Origin of the sequence: Pseudomonas sp. PB106 (genome assembly GCF_009764645.1) — a bacterium.
GTDB lineage: Bacteria > Pseudomonadota > Gammaproteobacteria > Pseudomonadales > Pseudomonadaceae > Aquipseudomonas.
This window is the reverse complement of record NZ_RWIM01000022.1, coordinates 1-18,178: the sequence shown is the minus strand read 5'-3', so window position 1 is coordinate 18,178 and position 18,178 is coordinate 1. Positions and strand designations below refer to the sequence as shown.

General features: G+C 61.5%; 4 protein-coding genes. 1 reads left to right on the top strand and 3 read right to left on the bottom strand.

The features are described from left to right. The first annotated feature begins 30 nt into the window (after positions 1-30). Entirely contained in the window at positions 31-4,182 is a 4,152-nt protein-coding gene (locus EJA71_RS04180; RefSeq protein WP_158954559.1) for a non-ribosomal peptide synthetase, read from the top strand. A gap of 311 nt (positions 4,183-4,493) precedes the next feature. Here EJA71_RS04180 and EJA71_RS04175 read toward each other — a convergent pair whose 3' ends face one another. The 3 genes from EJA71_RS04175 to EJA71_RS04165 all read right to left on the bottom strand — a co-directional run. Then, on the bottom strand, positions 4,494-6,974 hold the full coding sequence (locus EJA71_RS04175) for a TonB-dependent siderophore receptor (protein ID WP_008088613.1): 2,481 nt from the start codon (positions 6,972-6,974) through the stop codon (positions 4,494-4,496). Positions 6,975-7,320: 346 nt separating this feature from the next. Then, entirely contained in the window at positions 7,321-10,530 is a 3,210-nt protein-coding gene (locus EJA71_RS04170) for an amino acid adenylation domain-containing protein (RefSeq protein WP_158954557.1), read from the bottom strand. Next, positions 10,527-18,178 (bottom strand): non-ribosomal peptide synthetase (locus EJA71_RS04165; protein WP_256671474.1); only part of this gene is annotated, 7,652 nt, incomplete at its 5' end. The genes EJA71_RS04170 and EJA71_RS04165, both read right to left, overlap by 4 nt.

Sequence of the window (18,178 nt, the reverse complement as noted above, 5' to 3'; positions counted from 1 at the left end):
CCTGTCCTTGTCGAATGTTTAGAGAAAACCATGAACGAACTTCTTGATGATGACCTGCTGGCCTTGCTGCTGGCCGATGCCGAGGCGACGGATGCGGATCAGCCCACTGCGCTACGCAGCCGTCTGGATCAGGCACCGTTGTCGTATGCCCAGCAACGTCTGTGGCTGGTGCAGCAACAAGCGCCGGCGAATGCCGCCTATAATCTGCCCCGTGCCTTGCGCCTGGACGGCGACCTGGATCCGCAGGCGCTGGAAAACGCGCTCAATGCGGTGATCGACCGCCACGACATTCTGCGCAGTGCGTTTCGCGAAATCGACGGCGTCCCGGTGCAAGTGGTCGAGCGCTCGACGCGCCTGAATCTCAAGCGCCAGGACCTCGTCAGCCTCGACGCAGAAACGCGGGAGATGCACCTGCAACAACGCGTTCAGACCCAGGCCTTGCAGCCGTTCGACCTGAGCCGCGCACCGCTGATTCGCACCACCCTGATCAAGACCGGTGAACGCACACATGTGTTGCTGCTGAACATGCACCACATCGTTTCCGATGCCTGGTCGAACGCTATCCTCATGCAGGACCTGGCCCGCGCCTATGCGCAAGCCAGCGCCGGCATCAGCCCGACGCTGAGCGAGTTGCCGATCCAATACAGTGACTACGCACAATGGCAACGCGGCGAATATCTCGACAGCGTGGCCTGCAAACGCGCCGATCATTACTGGCGCCAGTATCTGGGTCGCGATCTGCCAGTGCTGGAGTTGCCAACCGATCACGCACGCAGCGAAGGACAGCAACATCTCGCCGGCCGGCATTCCTTCAGCCTTGCGTCGAGGGATGTGCAAGCCCTGAACAGCTTCTGCCAGCGCGAAGGGCTGACCCCGTTTGTGGTCGTCATGGGCGCCTGGCAAATTCTATTGAGCCGCTACAGCCAGCAACGCGAGTTCACCGTGGGCGTGCCCAACGCCAGCCGCAATCGCAGCGACAGTCAGGAACTGGTAGGTTTCTTCGTCAGTAGCCAGGTGTACAAGGCAAACCTTGATGGCCAACAACCGGTGCGCGACTTTCTGCAAAGCTTGCGCGCCCACTCGCTGGCGACGCTGGAGCATGCCGATTACCCGCTGGAGTTGCTCTTCGATCAGTTGCAACGCGGCAGCGCCGCATCACTCAATCCGCTGTTTCAGGTGCTGCTCAACTGGCGCACCGGCGGTGCCGAACCGGCCGCAGTGGAATGGGGCGGGTTGCACCTGCAATTTCTCGATGCCGGTGAAAGCCAGGCGAAATTCGATTTGTCGCTGGACGTTGATTTCAGCCCGCAAAGCCTTGTCGCGACCTTCGAATACAGCCGCGACCTGTACACCCCGGCGACCGTCGAGCGCATGGGTCGTCACTGGCAAAACCTGCTGCAACAATTGCTTCAGGCCCCTGGCCTGCAACTGAACGAGCTGCAACTGCTTGACGCGCAGGAACAGCAGCAGACTCTCGCCGAATGGAACCCGCAACAGACCCGAATCAATCCGTCGTTGTGCCTGCACCAGTTGATCGAAGCACAAGTGGCACGGGCCGGTGATGCCATCGCGCTGACCTTCGGCGAGCAGCAGGTCAGTTACGCCGAACTCAATCGCCAGGCCAATCGACTGGCACATCAGTTGATCGCCCACGGCGTCGGCGCGGATGTGCTGGTGGGTATCGCTGCCGAACGTTCACCGCAGATGCTTATCGGCCTGTTGGCGATTCTCAAGGCGGGCGGTGCCTACGTGCCGCTGGACCCGGCCTACCCGGCCGACCGTCTTGGCTACATGATCGAAGACAGCCGCATCGACTGGGTCCTGACTCAGGCACACCTGCGCGAACAATTGCCGCTGCCGCCCCACGTGCGCTGCGTGCTGCTCGATGATGAAGCGGCCCAGGCCGATCACCCCGAACACAATCCAAACGTTGCCATGCAGCCGGACAACCTGGCGTACGTGATCTACACCTCCGGCTCGACCGGCAAACCCAAGGGCGCGCTGCTGCCGCATCACAACGTGGTGCGTTTGTTCAAAGCCACCGAAGGCTGGTTCGGCTTCGATCAGCACGATGTCTGGAGCCTGTTCCATTCCTACGCATTCGATTTCTCGGTGTGGGAGATCTTCGGTGCGTTGCTGTATGGAGGACGTCTGGTGATCGTGCCGCACGCGGTCAGCCGTTCGCCACAAGACGTGTACACCCTGCTCTGCGAAGAAAAAGTCAGCGTGCTGAACCAGACGCCGTCGGCGTTCAAACAGTTGATGAAAGTCGCCTGCGCCGCCGACCAGACGCTGACGCAACAGCTGCGTTACGTGATTTTCGGCGGCGAAGCGATCGAAGTGAAAAGCCTGCGCCCGTGGTTCGAACGCTTTGGCGATCATGCACCGCAACTGATCAACATGTACGGCATTACCGAAACCACCGTACACGTGACCTATCGTCCATTGTCGATGGCCGACCTCAATACCGAATCGGCCAGCCCGATCGGCGTGCCGATCACCGATCTGTCCTGGTACTTGCTCGATGAAGCACTCGACCCGGTCGCCAAAGGTTGCACCGGCGAGCTGTACATCGGTCGTGCCGGACTCGCCCGCGGTTACCTCAACCGCACCGACCTGACCTCCACGCGGTTCATTCCCGACCCGTTCGACAGCGTTCCTGGCGGGCGTCTGTACCGCACCGGTGATCTGGCGAAGTACTGCAACGACGGCAGCATCGAGTACGTCGGACGCATTGATCATCAGGTAAAAATTCGCGGTTTCCGCATTGAACTCGGCGAAATCGAGGCCCGTCTGCTCGATCAGCCTGAAGTTCAGGATTGCGCCGTGCTGACCCACGAAGGCCCTGGCGGCTTGCAACTGGTGGCCTATGTCATCGCCGATGACTCGGCGGATCTGCGTGACCGGTTGATCTCTGCATTGCGCGCGCAACTGCCCGACTACATGGTGCCCAGCCACTTGCTGTTCCTCGAACGTTTCCCGCTCAACGCCAATGGCAAACTTGACCGCAAAGCCCTGCCCGAGCCGGACGCCAGCCTCTGGCAACGCACCTACGTGGCGGCGGCCAATCCGCTGGAGCAGGCCCTCGTCGCACTCTGGCAACAGTCGCTGAACATTGAACGCGTGGGGGTTACCGACAACTTCTTCGAACTCGGCGGGCATTCGATCCTGGCGATCCAGCTGATCGGCCAGCTCAAGGCTCAGCTGGACATCGAGGTGCGCCTGCAAGCGCTGCTGGCCAATCCGACCATTGCCGAGCTGTCGGCGTTCATCGCCCGCCAGCACTTCGAAAGCGCGCAATGCGTGGTCGAACTCAACAGCGCACCTGCCGACGCGCCGGCCCTGTTCTGCCTGCACCCAAGCGGTGGCTTCGTGTTCTGTTATCAGCCGCTGGCCAAACGTCTGAACGCAGGCAACAAAGTCTACGGCGTGATGCATCGAGGCTTTTCGGAGCAGCACAACGACGAACAGACCTGGGCGCAAATGATCGCCGCGTACAGCCGAGAAATCGTCAGCACTCAGCCACAAGGGCCTTACCATCTGATGGGCTGGTCGTTGGGCGGTGCACTGGCAATGGACATCGCCGCCACGCTGGAAAGTCAGGGCCATGAAGTGGCGTTTCTGGGGCTGGTCGACGGTACCATTCCAGCGGCGGCCTTTCCGGCCGACATGCTGCGCTTCCAGCGGGTCGATGAGGAAGCACTCAGCGGCACAACTGAGGAAGTGCTCGACGCCGTGCACTACTTCAACCTGCTGTTCCCGACCCTGGCGCTACGAACCGCCGCCTACCTGCAAGCATCACCGCAGGGCACGGTCAAAGATTTTTACGACTGGGCCGCCGGTCAGATCGAGCCGGGTCAGGGCGATGTGTTGGCCATCGTGCAGAGCATCAAGAGTGAAGTCATGAACGCCCAGGCGTTCTCGGTGCATGACCGACTGGTAGAAGCGTTCGAGGCCTTCACCTACAAACCGCTGCGGGTCAAACCGAGCTGCTGGTGGGCCGTGCCGGAAAAAACCGCAGAAGAACTGGCGTTCAGCCAGGCATTGATCCAGCGCTACAGCCAGTCCGGCGAGCTGAACTGCTCGCACCTGGTGCCACTGGAACACCGCAGCATGATCTTCCAGGATGAATTGCTCGACACCCTCATCGAAACATTCCAGGCCAGCACTGCACCACGCTGATCCTGCCGGCCACAATGAAAACCCCGCTCATTGGCGGGGTTTTTCATACCTGCATTCCACTCCCACAGGTTTCCCGGTGTTTGCTGAATAATCATTGAGGTCACCAACCACTGTGGGAGCTGGCTTGCCAGCGATGGCGGTGGGTCAGGCAACACAGGCTCAGGCTGTGCCGACGCGTTCGCGAGCAGGCTCGCTCCTACAGGGGGGGCGTGCAGCCGGGCCTTGCAAGCCTCGGAGGTATTTGTGGGTCCGCGCGAGGCGAAAAAAACCCGGCCTGCAATCGCAGGCCGGGTCGGGTGTTGCGCGGCGGATCAGAACTGCGGTTTGTACGTCACGCTGAACATTACGTTGCGCGGGTCGCCGTAGTAGCTGTTGCTGTTGATCTGGGCGAAGGCAGGAACGATGTAACGCTTGTCGAACATATTGTTCAGGTTGACCGCCAGGTTGACCTCGTCGGTGGCCTGGTAGGCAACGCGCGAACCCCAGATGGCGAAGCCCGGCAGATCGAAGCTGCGGTCGAAGCTGAGCGTGCTGCTCTGGGCGTTTACACCGGCACCAACGCTGACTTTGTTGAAGTCACCCGGCAGGGTGTAATCACCCCACAGGCGGAACATGTGCATGGGTGTGCCGGTGGCAAAGCGCTTGCCTTTCAGCTCGGCATCTTCCAGGAACTTGGTTGTGTTGTAGGTGTAGCCGCTGGAGATCTGCATGCCATCGAACAGTTCACCGGCAATTTCCGCTTCCAGACCCTGACTGCGGACCTTGCCCGACGCCAACGAGCAGTACCAGCCGCCACAGGCTTCCGGACTTTCGATATCGGTGGAAAGATCGGAGACCGCGCGGTTTTTCTGGATGTAACGGAACAATGCCAGGGAGGTATTGAAGCGGCCATCCATCAGCTCGCCCTTGATACCCAGCTCATAGTTGGTGCCTTCGACAGGCTTGAGCGCAGTCTTTTCCTTGGTCAACTGGGTTTGCGGGATGAACACCTCGGCAACGCTGCCGTAAGCAGACCATTGCTCGTTCAGCGCATACACCATGCCGACGTAAGGGGTCACACGACCGGTGCTGGTGATCGAGTTTTTCTCGCCACCTTCCTGCAGTTCGCGGGCGAAGTAGTTGTCCTGGTCAAAGGAGAAGTCATACCAACTGGTGCGCGCGCCCAGGATCAGGGTCAACGGCTCGGTCAGGTTGACCTTCCAGCTGCCGTATATGCCTTTCTGACGAACATCGTAGGTGCTCACGGCCAGGTTGGCCGCGTCAGCGATCATGTCGAATGATTTTTGCGGACGGTTGTGATCAATGTCGAAGACGTCTACGCCCGGGGTGAACTGGCGTGCGTATTTGTCGTCGCTGGTGAACTTGGAGTAGTTGGCACCCACGGTCAGACCCTGTTTGAAACCGAAGCCCTCAAACTGGCCATCGACGTACACGTCGAACGCACGGTTTTTGTTGGCGAAGTCCGTCGCGTAGTCGGAAAAACGCGGGCCGGTGCTTCCACCGACCGGAACCACGCCAGCGATAAACTGGTAGGTCGCCTCGTTCGATTCGTTCATGGCTATGGCCGATGCCTTGATTTTCCAACTGTCGTTGAAGTGGTGTTCAAGGTCAGCGTAAACGGCAGTCTGGTCGTTCATCGAACGGTTCCAGGTGGCACCGGTATAAGTCGAACGCGGCAGATTGATGTTGCTGGCGTCAGCGTAGCGCGGCAGACCCAGCAGGTACGGACGACCGTGGCTCTTCTTGTTGCTGAAGCCGATACCCAGCACAGTGTCTTCGTCCAGATCGAAGTCCAGAGCGCCGTAGACGGTCTGTTCCCAGTTCCAGGCGTAGTCGGTGAACGAGTGATCTTTTTCGTAGTTGACTACCGCACGGCCGCGAATGGTACCGGCATCGTTCAACGGGCCGCCAACGTCAGCCTGCGAGGCATAGCGATCCCAGCTACCCGCCTTGCCGGTCAGGGTGACAGTCGGCGTCGCCTGACCGCGCTTGCGCACCATGTTGATCGCACCGCCGGGACTGTTGGCACCCTGCAACAGGCCGGCCGCGCCACGGATCACTTCCATGCGGTCGTAGATCGCCATGTTTTCGGTGATGTAGCTACCCAGCGCATAAACGTTACGCGGGATCGGCACGCCGTCGTACTGGATCGCTTCGATGTCGAAACCACGGGAGTAGATGAAAATACCCGGGCCAGGCGATTTCAGCGCGGTCAGACCGGTGGTGGCTTCAACGGCTTGGGTCAGGTTGGTGACGTTCTGGTCATCCATGCGCTTGCGGGTCAGGACGCTGACCGACTGCGGGATATCCTTGAGTTTCTGCTGGCCCTTGCCAATCGTCACCGCGCCGGTGGTGTAGGAGTTGGTGCCTTCGGTGGTGGCGCCCATTGCGGCGGCGTTGATGGTGGTGGCACCCAGCTCCATGCCTTTGGTGGTGCCACTGCGCACCAGCATGAGGGTGTTGCCTTCCACGGTGAAACGCACATCGGTGCCACGCAGCAATTCGCCGATCGCCGCCTGAGGCGTCATGGAGCCTTTGACCGCAAAGCTTTTCAGGCCAGCCATGTCATCGGCGTTGTAGATGACCTGCATGTTGCTCTGCTCGCCGAACGCTTGCAGAGCCTGGGGCAGCGATTGAGCCGCGATGTTGAAAGACTTGTCCTCGGCGTGCACCTGAGCGCTGAGCGGCAACAGGCACGCCATGCTCAATCCCGCCATCACGGAGCGCGAGCGCAACGTTCGGGACATCACCAAGGCTTTGAACAGGGGTTTCAATTCGTGAATTGCGGACATTGTGCTCTCTATTATTGGTCGAAGTGGAAAAGCCAGCGGGCCGCCAGGCGCCCTTGAAAATGCACACCCGCCGCGCAATCGTTCACTCATGTGAATCGATCGACTGGCCCCTCCCCGGGCAGCAGTCGCACGCGCCAGGCGCGGGCCGGTGATGGGAATGCATGAAAAATCCGTGTGTCGCCGCGTGGTCCCAGCCAACGGCAAAGACCCTTTTGCGAGTTGCTTCACGCGCTTACGTTAGTAAGACGGTACACACCGATAAAACCGGAATGCGTTTGTTTATCATTTGTGAAATAAATTAAAAAAACCGCCGCGGTCAGGCGGCGGTTTCTTTATCGATGAGCTATCAGACGTCCTGGGCCACCTTGGCGGCTTGTAACTGACGAGCCTTTTCGGTCAGCAACGCTTTCTCTTCCGGGCTCATCGATTCCAGCCGCACCCGCGCCTGGGCCAGTTTGTCCAATTGCCCCGGCGTTGCTTCCTGGCTACGCAGTGCATGTGCCAGACCCGCTACGGTCGGATGGTCGAAGACCACGCCCGGATGGATCTCGCACTGCAGCAGCTTGCGGATGCCTGCCACCAGTTTGATCACCAGCAACGAATGCCCACCGGCGGCGAAAAAGTCGCGTTCGACGCCCAGCCGCTCCTGCCCGAGCAACTGCGCCATGCGCCCGGCCAGCAATTGTTCCAGCGCATCGCGCGGTGCCAGGTAATCGTCCTCGATGCCTTGGCTGGCCAGTTGCTGCAGGACCTTGCGGTCGATTTTGCCGTTGGCCAGACGTGGCAGCCGTTCGAGCAAACGAATCTGCTGCGGCACCATCACCGCCGGCAATTGCTGCGCCAGTTGCTCGCGCAGGCCATCGGCCGACAGTCCGTGACGTGCGACCACAAATGCCTGCAAACCCTGTTCGGCGCTGTCGCCAGCGATGACCAGCGCTTCGGCCACTGCCGGATCACGCAGCAGCTGCGCTTCGACTTCACTGAGCTCGATGCGGAAGCCCCGCACCTTGATCTGATGATCGCGGCGACCGTGCAGGACGATTCCACCCTCGGCGAGATAGCGCGCCAGATCACCTGTGCGGTACAAGCGCTGACCCTCGATGAACGGATTGTCGATCAGCAGACCGTCTTCGGCCTCGACATTGACGTACCCGCGAAACAACTGCGCACCGCCCACGTACAGCTCGCCCAGCGCGCCTACCGGTGCCAATTGGTGGTGAGTGTCGAGCACGTAGACATTATTGTTGTCCAGCACCTGGCCGAGCCGCCCGGCATCCTGCCCGGGCACAATTTTGTGCACCAGCACGCCAACCGTGGTTTCGGTCGGGCCATAGTGGTTGAACACCTGACAATCATCGCGCACCTGAGCGATGCGTTGCAGCAGCGGCGCGGCAATCGCTTCGCCACCCAGCACCAGCGTTTGCGGTAGGCACGCGGTGTCGCTGTCGAGCAACGCGGCGAGGTGCGACGGGACGATCTTCAGGCAATCGATGGCATGACGTTGCAGGTACTCGGCGAACAATCGCGCGTCCTGCATCTGCTCGTCGCTGGCCACATGCAACGCGGCGCCGTTGAACAAGGCGCCGAATAGCGCGGTGTTGCCCAGATCCGCCGCCACGGTCGAACTGAAACCGAAGTGGCGCAGCGCATTCAGACCCAGCGCCGCGCTGACGCTGGCGGTGTAGTTGAACAGTTGCCGATGCTCGATCAACACGCCTTTCGGCACGCCGGTCGAACCGGAAGTGAACAGCACATAAGCCAGATCAGCACCTTGAGTTTCACGTTCAGGTGCCGCTGCGGCGGCGTTTTCCAGCAACTGCTCGAGCGTGCGCACGTTGATTGCACTGGCAGGCCATTCGCTCAATTGTGCCGGCTCGGCCAACAGCCATTCAGCGCCGGCCTGTTCCAGCATCAACTGCTGACGCACCAGCGGCCATTGCCGATCCAGCGGCAAATACGCTGCGCCGACACGCCAGATCGCGAGCATCGCCACCACCAGCGCTGCCGAACGCGGCAACGCCAGTGCGACCACCGAACCACTGCTCACGCCCTCGGCATGCAGGGCCGCCGCCAGTCGTTCGACCTGTGCCTGCAACTGCGCATACGTCAGGCTGGCGGCTTCATCGGTCAGTGCCAGCGCCTCGGGAGTGGATTGCGCCCACGCGGCAATGCGCTGCGGCAACAAACGTGTATCGGCGCATGCCTGAGCGGCTGGATTGAACGCCAGGGCACGCTGACGCTCAGCCTCGCTCAGGAGGCTGACCTGCCCCAGCGGCACGTTGGCATCGTCCAGCAGATTGCCCAGCAGCGTGCGGTATTGTTCGAGCAAAACCTGCATCGAAGCCGCGCTGTAACGCTGCACGGCGTACTCCAGCGCCAGACCTCGAACATCGCCCTCAGCTGTCTGCTGCAGTTGCATCAGCAACTCGAATACGTCACCGCGTCCTGTCTCCACGCCTTGCGCCGACCACTGCAGCGCCGCTACCGACTGCGCTGGTGACAGATGCTGTACGGCAAACCCATAGGCCGGACGTGCCGCCGCCGGTTGCAGTTCCGGCGCCCAGTATTCCTGCCAGGTCCGATGTTCTTCCAGATGTGCTGCCAGACTCGGCAGCCACTGAGCGAACGATTGTTCAGTGTTGACCGGCAGATTCAGCGGCAAGGTTTTTTCAAAGACGCCGACCGCGCCAGCGAAATATGGGTAATCTTCACGACCATCGTGACGCCAGCCCAGCAATACTTCGTCGCGACCGCTCAAACGCGCCAGCAACAGCGCCCAGGCGCTCTGCATCAGCAGCGTCAACGTTTGTTCAAGGGATTGCGCAAGGTTTTGCAGACCGGTCACCAGCGCGGCATCCAGCGACGTGTGCAACGTTGCCGCTTCACTGGCGACAGCATCGGCTCGACGCGCGGCCAGCCAAGGTGTCGACAACGCTGCATCGACTCCCTTGAGGTGTTCCTGCCAATAGGTGCGAGCGGTGGCGGCGTCCTCATCGAGAATCACCTCGCTGCGCCATTCCAGATACTGCGAGAACTCACCCGCCTCCTCGTCTTCCGGCAGCTCGCCGTGTTCATAGGCCAGCAGTAATTGCTCATGGATCAAGGCCAGCGCGCGGTCATCGAGACTGCAACGCGCCGCGCCCAGCACCAGCGTCCAACGCTGGTCCGGCAGCGCATACAGCACCGCCTGCAGGGCTGCCGACTCACCGGGCACAAATGCGCGCTGAGCCCACTCGGTCACTTGCGCCTGAATGTCGGCCTCGCTGGCCGGTGCCGTCTGTACGGTGAGCGGAAAAGGTTCGCCGACGCCGGTAAATTGCCGCAAACCGTGAAAACCCGGGGCCTTGGCCAGTCGCGCCAGCAGCATCGGCTGACGCGCCAGCAGGCTGTCAAACGCTGCCTGCAGACGCTGTGGCGCCAACACGCCACCGATGTCGATGCGCAGAAAACGTGCGGCATCGGCCCAGCACGCCGCTTTGGGCAATTGATCGCAGAGCATCTGTTGCTCGGGGGTCAACGCTTGTCCCACGTCCTCTTGATCCATCATTTCGTTCATGCCCCGCTCTCCTCGGTGTTCACCACGGGTTGGCGAACCGCCTCGCCACGGCTGTTTTGCAGATCGCCGTGGTCGTACATGTCACCCATCGCCACGACAATCTTGCGCGGCCCCTCGAAAGGGTCACGGGCATGCGCCACCAGCATGTTGTCGAGCAGAATGGCGTCACCCTTTTGCCAGTCGAAGCGCACGGCGCACTCTTCATACAGATCGCCAATGCGTTGCATCACGTCGTCTTCGATCGGTGTGCCGTCGCCGTAATACACGTGGCGCGGCATGCGCTCGGGGCCGAACATCGACAACAGGTCTTCACGCACATCCGGCTCCAGCCAGTAGATGTGGTGCAGTTGCACCTGGTTGAAGAACGACTTGGCGCCGGTGATCGGGTGACGAATGATCGCCGGCCCCGGTGTGCGGGTTTGCAGTTCGTTATTGTCGAGCCAGCGCCATTCGATCCCCCCGGCGCGGCAACGTGCTTCCACCTCGGCGCGGTCTTCGGTCTTGAAGAAGTGCTGCCACGACACATCGAGGTTGTCGGTGAAAGTGCGCACATACAGCAAGCCCTTGGACTCGAACTTGTCACGCAAATCTGCCGGCAGTTTTTCGTACATCAGACGGCAGTCCACCACCGGCGTTGCACCGCCAACCGGCGCCGCTTGTTCGCAATAGAACATCTGCTTGCGCGGCCAGCGATCCTGGTGCGAGCTCTCGTTGTGGAACAGGATCATCTTGCGTTCCGGGTACGGCGTGGAGCGGTACGTGTTCTTGCCGCCCTCTTTCTTCGGCAGATCGCCGTACTGGCCGTACAGGCCCGGCTGGATCGCTTCGGCGAAGGCTTCAAAGCCCTGAATGCCGTCGAGTTCGAAACCGCGGAAGAGAATGCCGGCGTGCGTCGCGAGTTTTTCTTCGATCAGCGGTCGGTTGCGCTTGATCCACTCGATCAAGTCCAATTGCGGCTCGTTCGGTTCCATCAGCAACGGGAACGGCTGTGGCGCGGCGATCAGCGATTCGCGAATCGGCGTCGGGCGAACCTTGGCCACCGGTGCGGCACCGCGCTTGAGGAACTTGCCCAGTTTGTCGGCCTTGGGTCCGGGGGCAGCGGGTTTGGCGGCCACTGCTAAATTGTCCACTGGCATGCTGATAGCTCCCAATTGAATGTCCTGATCAGCGACGATCTGTTCCAACAGGGCTATCCAGGCCTTCACCAGGTACTGAATGCGCTCGTGTCCGAACAAGGTTGTGGCGAATTGCCAATTACCCAGCAATTGCCCTTCTTCTTCGTCAACGAACAATGCCATGTCGAATTTAGAATGGGTCTGCAGCAATGGCAGCGCTTCCACCTGCAAACCGCCCATGGCCTGGGTGCGGCCCGGCAGGTTATTCATCACAAACAGCACCTGCACCAGCGGGTTCATGCCTTTGTGACGCGGCACACCGGACGCGTCGACGATCATGTCGAACGGCAGGTCCTGGTGCTCCAGCGCTTGCAGCAACGTCGCCTGGGTCTGCGCGAGGAAACCGCCGAACGAGGCATCGGCGGCAAATTGCGAACGCAATGGCAGCACGTTGACGAAGAAGCCGATCAAGCGTTCCAACTCCGCCCGCTCGCGCCCGGCGACGTCGGCACCGACCAGCACATCCGAACCCGCGCCGACCCGGTGCAACAGCACCTGGAACGACGCTAGCAACGTGCTGTAGAGCGTGACACCCGAACGCGCAGCCAATGCCTTCACGCCACGACTCAATTCGCGGCCCAGGGCGAACTGCACCGCATCACCGGCGTAGGACGCAACCGTCCCGCGCGGGTTGTCCATCGGCAGGCTGAGTTGGCCGTTATAGCCCTTCAACTGCGCCTTCCAGAAGGTGGCCTGTTGGCCCAGCACACCCTGTTGTTCCAGCGCCTGTTGCCACAAGGCGAAGTCCGAATACTGCACGGCCAGCGCCGGCAGATTCAGCGCCTGGTCCTGGCTGACGCGGTCGTAGATCTGCACCAGTTCATTGATCAACACGCCCATCGACCAACCATCGGAAATGATGTGGTGCATCGAATACAGAAGCACGTGCTCGGTCGGCCCCAGATGCAGAATGCGTCCGCGCAACAGCGGCGCCTGCTCCATGTCGATCGGAGTGTTGGCGTTGTCGAGCACCGCTTGCGCCACCTGCTCTTCCTGATCACTGCGCGACAGCGCCGACAGGTCGATCAACGGAAAGTCCAGCTCGACCTCGTCGACGATCAGTGCAATCGGATCACCTTCATCGTCTTGCACATACGCAGTGCGCAGCACCTCATGACGGCGCACCACCTCAACGAAACTGCCAAGCAAACGCTCGACCGACAACTCGCCACGCAGGCGCAGCGCCATCGGCATGCCGTAAGCGGAGCTACCGCCGGACAATTGCTCGGCAATCCACAGACGACGTTGCACCAGCGACAACGGTGCAGTGGTTTTCGCCCCGTGCGCGGTCAGCTCCACCTGACGTGAATCGAATGCCGCCAGCGCCGAACCGACATTGGCCTGCATGACGGCAGCCAGATCCTTGAGCACCGGGGCACCGAACAGATCACGCAGGCTCACGGTCAGCCCGGTGACCTTGCGCAGTCGCGACACAGCTTGCGTTGCCAGCAACGAATGGCCACCCGCCTCGAAGAAGTGCGCGTTACGCCCGACCTGCTCACGCTCCAGCACTTCCCGCCAGATGGCGGCGATCTGCTCTTCGAGCAGACCCTGCGGGGCCACGAAAGTGGCGTCCGAGAGCAGGCTGCCCGGCAGTGGCAGCGCTTTGCGATCGACCTTGCCGCTCGGCCCGATCGGCAATTGCGCCAGCAGCAACACGTGGCTCGGCTGCATGTAATCCGGCAGGCTGGTTTTCAGGCCATCGCGCAGTGCGCGCAGAAGTTCGGCCTGTTGCGAATGCGCCTCATCGGCCGCCGCACTGTCGTGCGGTACAACGTAAGCCACCAGGTGCTGACCGCCCGCAGCCGGTTGCGCCAGCACCAACGCCTGACGGATTGCAGGCTGGCGCAGCAGGCAGGCTTCGATCTCGCCCAGTTCGATGCGGAAGCCGCGTACTTTCACCTGATGGTCGATACGACCGACGTATTCGATCAGGCCCTCGGCATTGACCCGCGCCAGATCACCGGTGCGGTACAAGCGGCCGCCCGCCGCATTGAACGGATCAGGAATGAAACGTTCGGCAGTCAGATCCGGACGCTTGAAATACCCGCGCGCCAGCAGTTCGCCGCCCACCAGCAATTCACCCACCACGCCCTCGGGCACCGGCTGGCCGGTACTGTCGCAGATATAAGTCGAGCGACCGGCCAAGGGGCACCCGATTGGCAGTGCCGCCGGTAGCGGCTTGTCACCCTGCACATAATCGCCGCAATCAAGCACGGTAGTGGTTACCGTCGCTTCGGTCGGGCCATAAGCGTTGATCAGTTGCGCCTGTTGCAGACCGGCACGCTGATACGCCGCAATGCCTTGCGGCGGCATCGCTTCACCGCCCACCACCATCTGACGCAGACGCCCATAGTCGCGCGGGCCGTGATCGGCAAAGTCTTGCACCACGACGTTCCAGTAGGCGGTGGTCAGGTCAGCGACGCTGATGTCCTTGTCGAGGATCTGCTGATACAGCGTTTCGCTGTCCCAGATTTCGTTGCCACGCAACACTACCGCCGCGCCGCAGATCAGCGCCGGGTACACCTGCTCGACAAAACTGTCGAAGTTGAACGTAGCGAATTGCAGCACCCGGTCGCTGGCCGACAACCCCTTGTAGGCTTCAGACACCCGAGTATGCCGGGCCAGTGTGGCGTGGCTGATGCCAACGCCTTTTGGTCGCCCGGTCGAACCGGAGGTAAACATCACGTAAGCCAGGCTCTGGCCGTGGACAGTCACTGACGGATTGCTCTCGGTCTGCGGCCAGCTCGCGTCGTCCACCGCCAGCGTGACGACGCCACTCACCGAAGGCAGACGTTGCAGCAAATGTTGCTGGCTGAGCATCAGACGCAGACCACTGTCTTCGATCATCGCCAGCAGACGGTCGGCAGGATATTCCGGATCGAGCGGCACATAAGCCCCCCCGGCCTTGAGCACCGCCAACAGGCTGATAATCATGTCCAGCGAGCGATCCGCCGCAATCCCCACCAGCACGTCCGGCCCCACGTTGTGCTGCAGCAAACCATGCGCAACGCGGTTGGCGGCGGCGTTGAGCTGAGCGTAGCTGAGCTGACGGTCTTCGAACATCAGTGCGATGGCGTCAGGGGTTTGTGCCACTTGCTGCTCGAACCACTGATGCACGCATTGCTCGCTGGCCGGCGCATCGACAACTCCCAGCAATGGACCGGCGACCAGTGAAAGCTCGCCGAGGCAAGTCGATGCCGGTGCCTGCACCATCTGTTGCAGCAAATGATCGAGTTGCGCTGCCAGTTGCTCGACCGAGCGAGCGTCGAACTGCGCCTGGTCGAAGCTCAAGTGCATCGACAACTGCGCGTCGAGGCTGACCGCCAGGGTCAACGGATAGTTGGTCTGCTCGTGATTGGCCACTTCGCCAAAACGCAGATCCTGCGGCGCGCCTTGTTGCAGGGCTTCGGACACCGGGTAGTTCTCGAACACCAGGATGTTGTCGAACAGCGCTTCACCGCCCTGCCCGGCCCAGCGCTGGATTTCGAACAGCGGTGTATGTTCCTGCTCGCGCAGGGCCAGATTCTGCCCCTGCACCTGTTGTAACCACTCACTCAACGGTTGCTCGGCACGCGGGGTGGCGATCACCGGCAAGGTGTTGATAAACAGCCCGATCTGTTGCTCGACACCCGCCAGCTGTGCCGGACGCCCGGACACCGTTGCGCCGAAGCTGACCGTGTCGAGCCCGGTGTAACGTTGCAGCAGCAACAGCCAGGCACTTTGCACCAGGGTGTTGAGGGTAACTTTGTGACCACGGGCAAACTCATTGAGCCGGCGCGTGCGCTCGGTATCCAGCACGTGAAAACGCTCGTCATGGCCACTGCGCGGTGCCACGGCAGCAAATGCCCGGGCCAGCCGGGTCGGCTCTTGCAGGCCCGCCAATTGTGCAGTCCAGAAGGTCTCGCTCAGCGTCATATCCTGGCGGTTCAGCCACTGAATGTAATCGCGATAACGTCCGCCAGTCGCGGCCGGCGCGTGACCGCTATAGCGTTGCAAGACTTCGCCGAGCAACTGCGAGTTGCTCCAGCCGTCCATCAGAATGTGATGGCTGGTGTAGATCAAACGGCAGGCATTGGCGGCGGTTTTCACCACCACCAGACGCAACAGCGGTGCGGCGCCCAGCTCAAAGCCTTGTTGCTGCTCAGCCTCGGCCAGCGCGACGACGGCGTGCGTGACGTCATCGCGACACGACCAGTCCAGCACAGTGAAGGGCACCGGCAAATGCTTGTGGATCACCTGCACCGGACGCTGGAATTCACCGTCCCAGACAAAACTGCTGCGCAACACATCATGCGTGTCCAGCGCCGCTTGCCAGGCATCGCGGAAGCGCTCGATGTCCAGCCCCTGAACGTCGACGCACATCTGGTTGATGTAGTCGCCGGCCTGTTGCTCGTACAGGGTGTGGAACAGCATGCCCTGCTGCATCGGCGACAGCGGGTAAATGTCTTCGATCTGCTGCGGTGCCAGCGCCAGCGAATCGAGTTGTAACTGCGTCAGCTGCGCCAACGGGAAGTCCGACGGCGTCACGCCGTGGCTGTCGTGCTGGCAGCAATGTTCCAGCAATGCGCTCAGCTCGGTGGCGTAGGCATCGGCCAGCGTCTTAATGGTCGCGGTGTCGAACATCTGCGAACTGAAGGTCCAGCCGACACTCAATTCACCACCGTACACCTGACCGTTGAGAGTCAGCCAGTTGCCCAGGGCCGCCAGCGGACTTTGCTCGGCGCCGGACGGTTCACCCGACGGGCTGAATAGCGCAGCGCCATCTTCGGCGAAGCCGGCGTCGAACTGGCCCAGATAGTTGAAGGTGATGCGCGGCATCGGCAGCGCTTGCAGGGTCTGGCGCGCGGCGGCATCGCCCAGATAACGCAGAGCGCCGAAACCGATGCCCTTGGCCGGAATCGCTCGCAGTTGTTCCTTGATCGCTTTGATCGACTCCGCCACGTCAGCCGTTGCGGTCAGCTTGACCGGGAACAGGCTGGTGAACCAGCCGACGCTGCGGCTCAGGTCAAGGTCGTCGAACAGGTCTTCGCGGCCATGACCTTCGAGCTGGATCAGCGTCGACGGGTGACCGGTCCAGCGCGCAATGACTCGCGCCAGCGCCGTCAGCAACAGATCGTTGACCTGCGTGCGATAGGCCGCCGGGGCCTGTTGCAGCAGACGACGGGTCTGCTCTTTGTCCAGACGGGTTTCGACGCTGGCGGCGTAACGGTTTTGCAAGGCGCCGTCGGCATGGTCTTGCGGCAACCCCACGTTCGCGCCCTCGAGCTGCGCCTGCCAGAAGCCCAGCTCGGCTTGCAGCGCCGGGCTCGCGGCGTAGTTTTGCAGGCGCTGCGCCCAGTTTTTCGCCGCCGTGGTTTTCGCCGGCAGCTTGATCGCCTGCCCGGCTTGCAACTGTTGATACGCCTGTTGCAGGTCTTCGAGCAGAATTCGCCACGACACGCCATCGACCGCCAGGTGATGGATTACCAACAACAGACGCTGACTGCCGTCGGCCAGGGTCGCCAGCACTGCACGCAGCAACGGGCCATGCCCCAGGTCGAGACTGCGCTGGGCCTGTTCGCCGAGTCCTTGCAGTGCCTGGGCGTCAGCCACGTCGTGCTGCCAAAGCACCGCTTCAGCCTGTGGCGCTCGGTGAGTGGCGGCCCACACGCCGTCGCGCTCGCGGAACGACAGACGCAAGGCATCGTGCTGCACCAGCAGCGCCTGCAAGGCCTGCTCGACGTGCGCCGCTTCAAGTACAACGCGAGGTTTGAGCAACACCGACTGGTTCCAGTGATGGGCATCGATCATGGCGCTGTCGAAGAACAACTGCTGGAACGGCAACAGCGGACTGTCACCGCTTACCGGCCCCTGATCGATACTCGGGCCGGCCACGCCGACCTTGGCCACCGCCGCCAGACTCTGCACGTTCTGGTGCAGGAACAAGTCTTTCGGGCTGAAGTGAATCCCGGCCTGACGCGCACGGCTGACCACCTGGATCGAGATGATCGAGTCGCCGCCCAGTTCAAAGAAGTTGTCGTCAATGCCGACCTGCTCCAGGCCGAGCACGCTCTGCCAGATCGCCACCAGCGCTTGTTCGGTGGCGCTGGTCGGGGCGCTGTAAACCTTGTGGCTGACACTCAGGTCGGCCTTCGGCAGAGCCTTGCGTTCGAGCTTGCCGTTCGGGCTGACCGGCATCTTCGCCAGCAGCAACCAGTGCTGCGGGATCATGTATTCCGGCAAGTGCTGGCTCAGGTGTACCTTGAGGCGGCGCTGCAGTGCCTGATGAGCTTGCTCATCGGCATCGACCAGCGCTTCATCCGTTGGCACCACATAAGCCACCAGCAACGAGCCGTCTTGAGCGATGACCACGGTTTCCAGCACCGCGTCGTGCTCGGCCAGACGTGCTTCGATTTCGCCCAGTTCGATACGCAGACCACGGATTTTCACCTGATGGTCCATACGCCCGGCGTACTCGATCACACCGTCAG